Raw genomic sequence first — 10769 nt, 5'->3', positions numbered from 1 at the left:
CGCGACCAGCGAATCAACTGCTCACGCTCGACATCAGCCAACACCAGCTCAGCCTTCGGACGCCCGGTTCTCGACATATCCCCATACTACCCACTTAACTCACGAATTTACGACGCGACACACTAGATGACCAACCGGTCACGATCACCGGCGGCACTGATGGAACAGTGCGAGTCTGGAACCTCGCAACCGGCAAGCAGATCACCACCCTCACCGGCCACACCGGCACGGTGACTGCGGTCGCATACGCCCAACTAGATGACCAACCGGTCACGATCACCGGTAGCACTGATGGAACCGTGCGAGTCTGGAACCTCACTGTGGCCGTTACCGAGTTACCCTCACGCGGTGGTCATATTGCAGATATCAGAGCGGTTGCTTGCGGAGTACTCCACGACCGTCAGGTCGCGGTATCTTGCAGTGAGGATCAGACGACACGCGTCTGGGATCTCGTTACAGGCGAGCAAGTCCAGACCCTCTCCGGTCACACCGACACGGTCACTGCCGTCGCGTGCGGCCAACTCAACGACCGCCCGGTCACCATCACCGGCAGCGCGGACCGGACGGCGCAGGTCTGGGACCTTGCAAGCGGTGAGCGGATCAATACCTTGCCCCTCCGCACCCGGCACGCCAAGGCGGTGACTGCCGTTGCCTATGGTTTGCTTGACGGCCGACCGGTCGCTATCACCGGCAGTAGGGACAAAGTGGCGCGAGTCTGGGACCTTACGACCGGCAAGGTGATTACGGCATTCACCGGCCATTCGGGGCCGGTGAATGCCGTTGCGTACGGCTTGCTTGACGACCGTGCGGTCGCCATCACCGGCAGCGGCGACAAAACTGTCCGAGTATGGGACCTCGCCTCCGGTAAGCAGATAATCTCCTTGCCCCGCCATGCCCGCCACGTCAACGCGGTCACAGCCGTTGCGTATGGCTTGTCCGACGACGGTCCGGTCGCCATCACCGGCAGCGGCGACAAGACTGTCCGAGTTTGGGACCTCGCCACGGGCAAGCAGGTTCAGACCCTCGTCGGCCACATCGACATCGTGACTGCAGTTGCGTGCGGAGTGCTTAACGACCGAGCCGTGGCCATCACCGGTGGCAAAGATCAGACGGTGCGAATGTGGGACCTCACTACCGGCAGTGAGACCGCAATTTTTGACTACCAAGGTCTGACATGGAATACCGTGCTCATTGGTCCTGACGGGGAATTGATCATCGCCGCCGGCTGGGATATCACTGTGCTTGCTCGCAAGCAGTGAATTACATCGGACTGACCGCCACCTTTCACCTGCGCACATGGTGCCAAGGAATGGATGTCGCCGAAATTATGAGCGGCACTACCTCACCAGGCTTCATTGAATGTCGACAACTGACCACCTTCTGAAGCCAAGCCGATAACTGTGACTATGTCATCCCAGTCGGCAAAACGCGGCCCAGACCGTCGTGGCGGCTCTCCGTGCCGCCGGGCTGCGGCCCTCATCCCCGCAGAAACCGCGGAGCACGAACCCGGGTGACCGGTTAGCCCGAGGCGAAGCGCTGTCACCAGTGATGCTCCGGCACCCCCGCCGCCCGCAGCATCTCGAACAGCTCCGTGATGCGCTGGGTATAGGTCGAGGCGGTCGTGAAGATCAGCCGGTGCGCGGCCCGGGAGAGCCCAACGAAGAACGCCGATGTCGACTCCTCCCGATCACGGGCGTACGCCCACCACTGGTCATCGTCGAGGCCGAGGAAGAAGACCGTGTGGTACTCGAGACCTTTGCTCTTGTGAACGGTCATGAGCGCAACGGCGTCGGCAGATTCGAACTCGTCGAACGCTGCGGTCCAGTTCTCGGCCTGACCTGCGACCGCGGCCAGGCGAGCCTGAAACGCATCGAGGATGACCTCGACTTCCTCGCCACGCGCGGCGGATCGGACGTAGCCGGCCAGAGCGTCGGCACCGATCGAGCCGACGACCTCATCGACGGCTGCGCCCGGGTCAGCGGCGTCGACGGGGTTGTCGGCGAGCCAGGCCCGGGTGTTTTTGGCCAGTTGTGAGAGCTCGTCGTGGACATGGCGGATGGCGGTGTCGTCGCCGACGGCGCCGCGCACCTGCCGCAGCAACGCGGATGTCTCGAGCCACACCTGGCCGAGCCCGTCGGGCTGGGCCGCCAGCCGGAGGACACCAAGCAGCAGCCGAGTGACGTCGTTCTTGAGCAGGTCCTGCAGCCGCATCTTCCCGACCGCGGCGTCATCGTTGCGCAGCCGGATCCCGTGCTGGGCCAGCGCCTGGCGGAGCCGGGGTTCGAGGTCGGCGACCTTCTGCCGGGCGACGAACGCGAAGTCGGCCGCGGTCCGGGCGGATTGCTCGATGTCACGCGCGATCCACTCGGCCACGACGGCAGCCTCGCGGGCGAGGTTGGGGAACCGCCACAGGCTGACGGGTTCACCGGCAGGTTCGGCCTCGACCCGGGATTCCGCGCGCACGGTCGCCGGGTCGAGCTTGCCGGCGATGACGTGCTGCAGCGCCACCAGGGGGTCGGTGGACCGGAAGTTCCAGATCAGCGGGCACTCGCGGGCGGAGAACGTGGCGATGAAGCGGGGAACGGCGTCGGCGAGGGCGCCGGCGAAGCCCATGATGCGCTGTTTCCGGTCGCCGACGGCCGTCACCACGGCGTTGGTGCCGAAGGTGGTATCGAGGAAGGAGAACTGCGCGATCGTCGTGTCCTGGAACTCGTCGACGAACACGAACGGGTAGGTGGCACGCAGGGCACGCCGCAGTTGGGGAAGCGTCCGGACCAGAAGCTCGGCCAGCCGGTTGATCATGACGAAGTCGAGGAAGGGAGTCTCGGGGTGCAGGTGGCGTTCCTGCCACCAGCGCCATGCGGCCAAGCCGACGGCGTCGACCGGGTCGTCGGCCGGTGGCTCCAGCGGCAACGGCCAAGCACCGACGACCTCGGCCAGGAAGGTGGGTCTGGGCAGACCGTCCAGGGGCGACGCGCAGGGTGCCGGTCGTGCCGGCGGCGAGGTAGTTGATGAAGTCCCGCTGTTCGCGATCCTTGGGGAAGGTCAGCTCGTAGCGTCCGGGGATGGCCCATCCGGGCGGCAGGGAGGACTTGAACCGGTCGAGCAGGCCTTTGGTGAAGGCGTCGAAGGTCAGGGAAACGAACCGCCCCGCGTGTTCCGGTACGCGCTGCTCGACGCGACGTGCGAGGTTTGCCGCAGCGTCGCGTTTGAAGGAGATCGCGAGGATCCGGTGTGGTGGCGCGCAGAGGCCGGTCTGCAACAGGTAGGCGGCCCGCTGGGCGAGGAACTCGGTCTTGCCCGCCCCAGGCCCTGCGGTGACGGCGGTGCAGCCCTCGTCACGCAACGCCTCCCACGCCGCGGGTTCGAGGTCGTCGATGCCGGTCGGGCGCCAGGCCGCGGTCACCTCTTCGGGTACATGGGGACCGGTTGGTGGGTTCACAGCTGCAGCTCCGCGCGGATGGCGTCGATGAGGGCAGTGAGGGGTTCGGGGCCGTGTCGTAGTTGCTCGTCGGTGAGGCGGGCCAGAGCGCGCAGGTGCGAGCTGGGTTTGGAGCGGCTCAGGAACAGGTACCGGTACCACCGCAGATTCTCGTGCAGCTCCCCTGCTGATTCGGCGTCGTCGGGGTTCCAGAACTTGTGCTCCAAGCCCTCCTGGCCCAGCACGGCTTCCCGGGCATCGCTTTCGCGCGGACCGGTCTGCCCGTCGTCGAGCTGGGTGTAGGCATCGGGGAAGGTGGTGAGCATGGCGTAATCGAGATCCAGCGGTTCGCTGAAATAGACGTTGTGGCCGCGCAAGTGCGTGACTAGCGGCGCCAGCTGGGCCATCGTGAGGTCGTCGGTGATCTCCTCGACTCGGGAGAACCCGTCGAGTCCGGCGAACACGTCGGTGCCGTAGTCGACGAGCCTGGTGCAGGCATCGCGCAGCCGGCCGCCGCCCCCGCCGGCACGGCCGAAGTCCAGGTCGAGCAAAGTCGCGTGCGGGATGTCGAGATCGGTCAGCAGACGCCAGAAGTGGTTGGTGTGCCGTCCGCCGAGCGGGACCATCGCCACGAACGACGGATCGAGCGCGACGCCCGCAGCCTGGGCGATGCGGGGGATGACCAGTTCCTCGGAGTCGCCCTCGCCCAGGACGACGAACTTGGCGAAATACAGCTCCGGGTGCGCCCGGACCGCTTCCCGGACGTACTTTCCCTCCTCGGATTCGCCCGGCGGCAGCAGGATCGGCCGCACCCGGGCCGTGGCCGTCATCCGATCGGTACGGAAGTAGCGCAGTTGCTCCGGCGCGATGCGGTGCAGCACGCTCGCCGCGTGGCTGGCGATGACCGCTTGCATGCGGGAGCTCCTGCTCAGGCCCTGCAGCAGGGTGATGATGCGGGACAGGTAGAACGGGGCCAGGCTGTTCTCCGGCTCTTCGACCGCCACGAGGGTCAGGCATGGCAGGTGCGCCGAACCGAGGTCAAACTCCTTCGCCCGAGCTCCGGAGGCGACTCCGGCCTCGATGTCGAGAGTGGCTCCCAGCAGCGCGAGGTGCAGCAACGAGCGCTGGCCATCGCTGAGCTCGCGTGCCGGGCGGGCCCGCCCGGTCGGGTCGGGCTGGAATACGAGCTCGGTGTTGGCCAGGAGCTGGGCGAAGTCGCTCTCAAGCGGCCGGAAGCGCGGCTCGGCGTGGGTGCCGGCGTCGTGCAGCTCCTGCCACCGCCGAGCCAGGACGTTCTCGACCGCGAAGGTCGCCGGCTCCTGGTGGAAGGTCGTGGCCAGCTCGGCGGCAGCGTGCTCCACCTGCCCGCGCAGCTCGCTCGACCAGCGGGCGGCCCGCCACAACCGCCCCTTCAGGAACGCGGTGACCTGCCGTGCACCGTCACGTGAGGCGGGGACGTAGAGCATCTGGATCCGGGCGCGTTCGGCCGCGGGCAACGGCACACAGTCCTCGTCGTCGTAATCGGCCTCGAGCGTGCGGACGATCTGGCGGGTTTCGGTGGCCGCACCCTCGAGGGTCCCGTCTGCCTCCCATGTCGCGTCCAGCGCGATGCGGCATTTCAGGACGCCGTCGTCGGAGGCGGCCATGCGATGGAAGAACTCGGGGACGGCGTCTTTGCCGGTCGGGTCGTCGACCTCCAGCTCGGGAAACCCCAGCACCACCTCGATCCGCAGCGTCCGCTTCTCCGGTGCGGTCTGCTCGGTGGCGGGGACGTGGAAGTCGCCGGGACGGATCGTCCGGTCGTCGGCGGTCAACCCGAACAATCGCTGCAGGGCTCGGCAGCCGGCCGTCTTGCCGGAGCCGTTCGACCCGATGAACGCGGTCAGCCCTGTCGCCAGGTCGATGTCGACCTGGTCCGGCCCGAAGCATTGGAAGTTCTGCAGGCTGAGGCGCTCGACGTACATTCGGGGATCCTGACGCTCGGGAACGGTGAGCACCGCCCGTGAGGACCGCGCAGGTACCAAGACGATGACGAGCTACCTCCTGTTACGCCTTTTGGCTCATCTCCACGCGGGGGTGGCCTACAACCAATTGTCCCCCGTCGAGCTGTCGATGATGGCGACTGGAACTCGAGTACCGGCATCAAGGGACGCTTCACGCAAGCCCGCGCTGCGCGGCGTGCGCACTTTAAGCTCCGAGGTTATGACTGGGCGCCGCAAGTCGATTGACCGCGCCGCCGGCGACGACGGACCGTCAGTCCACCTGCGGTCGCGGTCGATCCACTAGCCAGCAGCCCGGCCGCTGCAAGTGGTGAGACCAATACGAGCACCACCAGGACAGCCGCCACGATGGCCAGCATGGATACGGCGGCCGGGACGAGCCACCGAGCGAGGCGCAGGACATTGCCCGTCCGCTCGCGATCGGCGACCACGTAGCCGATCCAGCCGTGTGGATGTGCTGGCTCCGCCAACTTTCTGGCCTTCACCATGATCGTTCCCGGGCGGGGTTCGCGCCTTCGCGTGGCGCAGACCGCAGGCTCGGAATGTGGATCAAGCGCCGGAGTGGATGCCACAGTTGCGCCAATTTCCCGGACTGACTTCCAGCCAGGTCTGAGCAGAAAAGTTCTCCATCCACGACTCGTTCGATGATGGGCAGCAACATGACGGCGCACTCAGTCAACTGTCGCGACGCCTCTGATACGTCGGTCATGTCAAGCAACTCGACGCTGAGCATCTTAGCGCGCACGATCGTCTCGTCGGCGCACCGCTGAATGCTCGCGCCCCGATCCTGCCATTCGGGACAATCGGCCACTTCCAACTTGTCTCCTTGCATGACTCCTGCTTTTTCATCGGCGTCGTAAATGGATCGCGAAGCGGGCGCCAAGACCGACCGAAACGCAGCAATCGACCTTGCTACACCGCCAAGGCCGCGACGGCCACCGTCCGCTCGCGCGGCGTCACGTTTTTGTCGCACAAGCCGACAGGAGCCCGGCAGCACACGCGGCTTCGAACCCAACCACGCCGAAAACCGAAGAATTTTCATTCCAGACCTCTCGCCAATCGATGCAAGCCCGTACCAGCAGCTTCGGCAAGCTTCACTCAAGTCCGCAGCTATTCGGTATGCCAAGACAAGATCGCAAAGGACTACAGTCGGCGTCGCCGCCGCGAGCGCACAGCAGGTAGCCGGTACCATCATGAGCCACCCTTGACTTCGACAGTTCAAGTGACCTTCCTCAGAAGCAGCGGAAGGACACACGAAAGAGGAGTTACACAGATGAACCGGCAGCAGGTCACACCGGCCGACTGGTCGCGATGGAGGCACTATGTCTCCGGCAGCGAGAACGAAGACCTAGCGGAAGTCTTCGAGAATATACGAAAACAGACAACAGCTAACACAAAGGCAAAATGGGCCCGCGATGAGCGGACTCGAACTTTTTGCGATCTTGCGTTACATTTGCTTTACCAGCACCACATTATGCGCACCCCGAGGCAAGTGACCGACGAAGTTAAAATATTCGCCAACGTTCAAGCCGCCCACCTTGCCGATCACGCACAGTCCGGCTTCTTCGACGACCGCGATTTTGCAGACTCCCTAAGCGTTGATCGATTCAGTGCAACCTGGGGACATCAGGGCGCATTTTTTCAAGATCTCATCGCCTACCTATTCCGCCCTGAACCATACCTTCGCCGCGTCAGGGAAATGCATCCAGGACTCATCGAGATGGCAGGCGACCTGACACTTGAACAATGGATTAAACGGACAGGAAAGATCGAAATCGAATCACTTAGAAGCAACCCGATGGTGTCACTTCACACCTTCATCGAAACGGTGCTTCCGACAGACCCTTTAGTTCGCAGTCGGGTAGCATCACTTCGTTCGACCCTACTTCAGCAATGGGCCACCCTTTACGAGCGAGTATTCTCAGCATACGGGTTATCTTTTCGTTCTGGTCGCAGCATCACCTTCAATGACCTCGCCGCAAAGTTCTCAACGATCGCCTGTGGGGCTTTTGTACGCTCGCAAACCAGGGACGATGCCGCCTCCAGCATCGACGGCGATATCCTGGGGCAACTAGTTGTGGACCTACTTCCGGCGTTCTTCGAAATCAGCTCAGCAGAGGTCGAAACACGCCTCCCCAGATAGCCTGTCACCTCGCCGTTCACTCCTAACAAGATCAGCGATCAGAGCCAGCACACCGTGAGGGATTCGACCACGCACCGAACACCGCCGGCACCCCGCCACGCGATCCCGCACCGATATCGGCAGATGTTCTCCTCGACCATCGGCCAGGCCTCGGATAACTGGTGGCACTGCTTACCTGTACGGACCGGATCAGTTCCTCGATCAACGCCCACTGGTCGTCCGAGAGCAACTGAAACCGCGACACGACCGGCAGTATCCCAGCGACTCACCGGAATATTTGCCACCACGCCCTAGTTGCAGGCTTTCTGCGGCATGGAGTGCCCCGGCACTGGTCGAGGCGATGTAAGCAGCGACATTTACGACGGTCACGCTGGTGACTGACCATGGCCGGACGGACCTAATTTTTGGATTCGGCGGAGCCATTGGGAGCGTTTGGGCCCTCGGATTGTTCGTGGCCGAAGAGTTGCAAGCAGCGGTTTCCGAGTCTCGTTATGCCGTGTGCATCGGTGTTCGCCATGCCGTCCCAGGTCCCGTCGCCCAAAGTTCGCAACGCGCCGTGTCGAACGAGCGCCGCCAGCACCCCGTCAAGAAAACCGTCGTAGTCGGGCAGAGCCAGCGCAAGATGGGTCCGTTCCCAACCGCGGTGTCCGCCGGGGTTGGACCACATCGATTTCGGAGGCTCCGGTTGCTCAGCGATCAGTTTCAGCACGACGACGTGTGGTGCTTCCAGGTCGTTCACCATCGAGGCTAGCAGCCTCGCTTCGTCAAGGTGGCTGTCGCTGCGCAGGCCATCGGCGAGGATCTGGCCGAGGGCCTGGATCTTGTCCTCCATCGAGGTCCTCGCGGCTGCTTCCAGGACCTGGGCGAGCAGTTCGAGGCGAGCGTCATGACCAACTGCCCGCTCTACGAGGATGTCGAGGCCTACGTCCAGGAGGTCGGCGGCGTGTTCGAGCGACCGCGCCGCGCGGTCCCCGCGGCGCTCTCCTGCTCGGGTCCACACCTGTTGCAGATACTTGAGCACTGGTGCGCTGCCACCCACCAGCGTCGCCCCAACAGGGTTCGCACCAAGTGCGACACTCGCCAACGTGGCGAGCGCTCCGAGCGCAGCGTCTTGACCTGCCCCCGAAGCAGCCTTGCCTATTTTGTCACGCTTCGTCATCGTCACTCCTGCCCAGATACGTCTACTGGTCGCTGTGGCTAGTTGGCAAATTTTGGAGGCCGCTGCTCAGTCGTGAGCAGCGGCGTGAGGTTCGAGCGGAACAGGTGACCCCTTCGCCCTGAGTTGCTCGTACCAGCAGTCCGGGTAGTCGGTGAGCGCCAGTTCCTCCAGCGCCATTTGCTACAGGTCGGTCAACGCGGCGAGGGCTCTGTCTCGTCCACACCAACGTAGTCGAGCGCATGCCAAGGAATGTGACGCCTGGCATCCAGGTAACAGCGCCGGGCTCAAGCCGTCCGGCCGATCCTGCGCTGATCGGACCGGCCGCGACGCCGTAACGCCGCGACTCACACGGGCGACTACGTCTGCGCTGCGTGCGTGGACCGCACTCGCCTGAGACGCCGGAGGAACTGTGCTGATCGGATCGGGACGACGATGGCTGTGGACGGCCTTGATCGCCTTCGGGCTGGTGCTCGGCAGCCTCATCGCGGGACCCGCACCCGCTCTGGCGATCGGTACCTACAACAACGCCACCATCGCCGACAAAGCGCTGACCTACGTCGGCCAGTGGGGCGGCAACGCCTGCGCCGAAGCGCAGAAGCCCGGCGATTCCGGCGGTCAGTGCCGGGCCTTCGTCAACTGCATAGTCTGGATGGTCAGCGGCCACAGCCAGAACCTGGGCGGAAGCGAGTACTACCAGCCGTTCCTGGCCGCCGGCGGCGTGCGGATCACCGACCAGGCACAGCTGGTCAAGGGTGACATCGTCCAGGTCGGCCAGGGCACGCACACTTTCATCGTCGTCGGCCCCGTGAGCAGCAACACCTGGGACGTGGTCGATTCCAACGCGAGCGGCACCGAAACGGTCGCTCGCTACCAGCGGACGTTCGTGCTCGACGACACCACGCGGGCCTACCGAATGGGATCCGCCGGCATCGGATCCGCCCGAGCCGCCTTCCAAGCCAACACCTCGACGCTCTACACCTACGACAGCCCGGGTGGAGCCATCAGCACCAACCAAGGGATGGCCGCGGGCACGAACCCGTCGATCACGGCACTCGCCGGCGGCGGCTACGAGGAAGCCTTCCAGGCCAACATGGGTCACCTGTTCGTGGCCGGGTCGCTGGGTACGTTCGATACCGGCTTGGGCATGGCGGCCGGGACCAGCCCCAGCATCACCGCCACAGCTGGCGGGTACCGGATCGCCGTCCAGGCCAACACCGGCACACTGTTCCTGTACACCTGGAGCAACGGCACCGCGGCCGCCAACGATCTCGGCCAGGGGATGGCCCCCGGCACCAGCCCGGCCATCGCTGCGCTCGCGGGCGGCGGCTACCAGGTGGCGTTCCAGGCCAACACGGGCAGCCTGTTCTTCTACGGCAACAACCAGACCGGCAACACCGGACAGGGCATGGCACCGGGTACCAGCCCCGCCATCGCGGCATCGTCCGCGGGCGGCTTCCAGGTCGCATTCCAGGCCAACACCGGCAACCTGTTCACATTCTGGTCGGGAAGCGGCGCGGCCGACACAGGATACGGCATGATGCGCGGCACGAACCCGGCTGTCGCGGCCCTGCCCAACGGGTTGTACGAGCGGGCGTTCCAAGCGAACACGGGCCACCTGTGGGAATACGGGTCCGGTGGTACCGGCGACCGGGGCCAGGGTATGAGCGCGGACTCAAGCCCCGCCATCTCGGCCAGCGCGGGCGGCTTCTCGATCGCCTTCCGCGCGAACACCGGGACGCTGCACGTCGCGTCGCCGAGTGGCATCACCAATACCGGCCAAGGGCTGGCCGCCGGCACTAGCCCCGCTATCGCCAGTTGAGCCGAGCTCGTCCTTCCCGGCACTACCGGGACCCGCCCGACTCGGAACACGCTCTGCTACTGGCAGGAACGCCCCTGCACATTCCGGCGATTGCGACAGCTCCCTGGACGCTGTCGGACTTCGACTTCGCCGCGCAGCCCGGGGTCGACGAGAAGCTGATCCGGGACCTCGCGACGTTGCGTTTCCTCGACGACGCCTCGAATGTTCTGTTCGTCGGGCCGCCCGGG

General features: G+C 64.8%; 8 protein-coding genes and 2 pseudogenes. 4 read left to right on the top strand and 6 right to left on the bottom strand.

Annotated elements, in window-relative coordinates:
- Positions 1-167: 167 nt before the first annotated feature.
- A complete protein-coding gene (locus tag ACLJQZ_RS48110; RefSeq protein WP_410628391.1) occupies positions 168-1259 on the top strand; it encodes a WD40 repeat domain-containing protein in 1092 nt (363 codons plus the stop codon).
- 280 nt (positions 1260-1539) lie between these two features.
- Here ACLJQZ_RS48110 and ACLJQZ_RS48105 read toward each other — a convergent pair whose 3' ends face one another.
- The 5 genes and pseudogenes from ACLJQZ_RS48105 to ACLJQZ_RS48085 form a co-directional block, all read right to left on the bottom strand.
- Positions 1540-2868, bottom strand: a complete 1329-nt coding sequence (locus ACLJQZ_RS48105; RefSeq protein ID WP_410628389.1) for a 3'-5' exonuclease — start codon at positions 2866-2868, stop codon at positions 1540-1542.
- 238 nt (positions 2869-3106) lie between these two features.
- Positions 3107-3406, bottom strand: a pseudogene (locus ACLJQZ_RS48100) (UvrD-helicase domain-containing protein); the annotation flags it as partial.
- Positions 3407-3438: 32 nt separating this feature from the next.
- The gene (locus tag ACLJQZ_RS48095; RefSeq protein ID WP_410628393.1) at positions 3439-5235 is read right to left on the bottom strand and encodes an ATP-dependent nuclease; all 1797 of its coding nucleotides are present in this window, start codon (positions 5233-5235) and stop codon (positions 3439-3441) included.
- Positions 5236-5259: 24 nt separating this feature from the next.
- A pseudogene (locus tag ACLJQZ_RS48090) lies at positions 5260-5385 on the bottom strand (AAA family ATPase); the annotation flags it as partial.
- A 517-nt stretch (positions 5386-5902) separates the two neighbouring features.
- Positions 5903-6253, bottom strand: a complete 351-nt coding sequence (locus ACLJQZ_RS48085; RefSeq protein WP_410628387.1) for a hypothetical protein — start codon at positions 6251-6253, stop codon at positions 5903-5905.
- Between the two features lie 441 nt (positions 6254-6694).
- On the opposite strand from ACLJQZ_RS48085, the gene ACLJQZ_RS48080 reads away from it, so the two are divergent.
- The gene (locus ACLJQZ_RS48080; protein WP_410628385.1) at positions 6695-7564 is read left to right on the top strand and encodes a hypothetical protein; all 870 of its coding nucleotides are present in this window, start codon (positions 6695-6697) and stop codon (positions 7562-7564) included.
- 397 nt (positions 7565-7961) lie between these two features.
- Here ACLJQZ_RS48080 and ACLJQZ_RS48075 read toward each other — a convergent pair whose 3' ends face one another.
- Entirely contained in the window at positions 7962-8723 is a 762-nt protein-coding gene (locus tag ACLJQZ_RS48075) for a hypothetical protein (RefSeq protein WP_410628384.1), read from the bottom strand.
- A gap of 409 nt (positions 8724-9132) precedes the next feature.
- On the opposite strand from ACLJQZ_RS48075, the gene ACLJQZ_RS48070 reads away from it, so the two are divergent.
- Together ACLJQZ_RS48070 and ACLJQZ_RS48065 are read left to right on the top strand one after the other, a co-directional pair.
- Positions 9133-10542, top strand: coding sequence for a hypothetical protein (locus ACLJQZ_RS48070; protein ID WP_410628382.1), 1410 nt, complete (start codon positions 9133-9135; stop codon positions 10540-10542).
- Positions 10539-10769: ATP-binding protein (locus tag ACLJQZ_RS48065; RefSeq protein ID WP_410628380.1), on the top strand; the 231-nt coding region annotated here is incomplete at its 3' end. The genes ACLJQZ_RS48070 and ACLJQZ_RS48065, both read left to right, overlap by 4 nt.

This window comes from Amycolatopsis sp. cmx-8-4, from assembly GCF_046548675.1.
In the GTDB taxonomy this organism is placed as follows: Bacteria; Actinomycetota; Actinomycetes; order Mycobacteriales; family Pseudonocardiaceae; genus Amycolatopsis.
Note: the sequence above shows the minus strand (reverse complement) of the source record. Positions and strands in the feature narration are given on the sequence as shown.

What these genes read in the sequence shown, in the direction of transcription:
- ACLJQZ_RS48075 (WP_410628384.1), bottom strand. Translation starts at nt 8,723, where the DNA reads ATGACGAAGCGTGACAAAATAGGCAAGGCTGCTTCGGGGGCAGGTCAA.
- ACLJQZ_RS48085 (WP_410628387.1), bottom strand. Translation starts at nt 6,253, where the DNA reads ATGCAAGGAGACAAGTTGGAAGTGGCCGATTGTCCCGAATGGCAGGAT.
- ACLJQZ_RS48080 (WP_410628385.1), top strand. Translation starts at nt 6,695, where the DNA reads ATGAACCGGCAGCAGGTCACACCGGCCGACTGGTCGCGATGGAGGCAC.